General features: G+C 66.1%; 1 protein-coding gene. It reads left to right on the top strand.

Annotated features, from left to right (window positions below):
- The coding region (locus OSB52_RS24670) for an RNA-guided endonuclease TnpB family protein (protein ID WP_266063970.1) at positions 1 to 802 on the top strand (802 nt) is incomplete at its 5' end.
- Positions 803 to 855: the final 53 nt, after the last annotated feature.

Raw genomic sequence — 855 nt, 5'->3', positions numbered from 1 at the left:
GCCGGTGGTGGGTGTTGATGTCGGGGTGAAGGCTGACGGTCTGCTGGTTGTGGCTACCCCGGACGGGCGTGAAGTGGCGCGGGTCGCGGCGCCGAAATCGTTGACCGCCGCCCAGCATCGGCTACGGGTGTTGCAGCGGGGCGCCGCCCGCCAGCGTGGCCGCTATGATTCGGCCACCCAGACTCGGCAGCAGCCGTCGAACCGGTGGCGCGTCACGCAGCAGCGGATCGGGCGTACCCACGCCCGCGCCGCAGCGGTACGCCGCGACGTCCTACACAAGGCCACCACCACACTCGCTGCGCACCATCAGGTGATCGTGGTGGAAACATTGAACGCGGCCGCGATGGGCTCGGCCGGGGGTTCGCGCAAACGTGGCCTGAATCGGGCGTTAGCTGATGCGTCGCTTGCCGAAATCCGGCGGCTGCTCGGCTACAAAACACGGTGGTACGGTTCGGTTCTCGTCGAGGCCGACCGTTGGTATCCGTCATCGAAAACATGCTCGGCCTGCCTGGCAGTGAAAACCAAACTGTCGCTGGCGGATCGGGTGTTCGTGTGTGACAACTGCGGCGTGCGGATCGATCGTGATCGCAACGCCGCGATCAACCTCGCCCGACTCGGCGACACCCACACCCTGGGTGAACAGAGTCCCACCGAGAGTGGCTCGGTGGCAGGACGTGGAGCCAGCCAGGAGACCGACCCCGCGCAAGCGGGCGACGCAGGAGGCGATGAAACGTCAACCCCGCACAACACCACCAGTGTTGGTCAGACGGGGACCGCCTCACCGCAAGGCGAGGCTGCCTGATGACACCGCAGACACAGCAGCAATGCTCACGTTTGCTCACCAGAAGGCAACGG

The sequence above is a fragment of the Gordonia aquimaris genome, from assembly GCF_026262595.1.
Taxonomy (GTDB): Bacteria; Actinomycetota; Actinomycetes; order Mycobacteriales; family Mycobacteriaceae; genus Gordonia; species Gordonia tangerina.
Note: the sequence above shows the minus strand (reverse complement) of the source record. Positions and strands in the feature narration are given on the sequence as shown.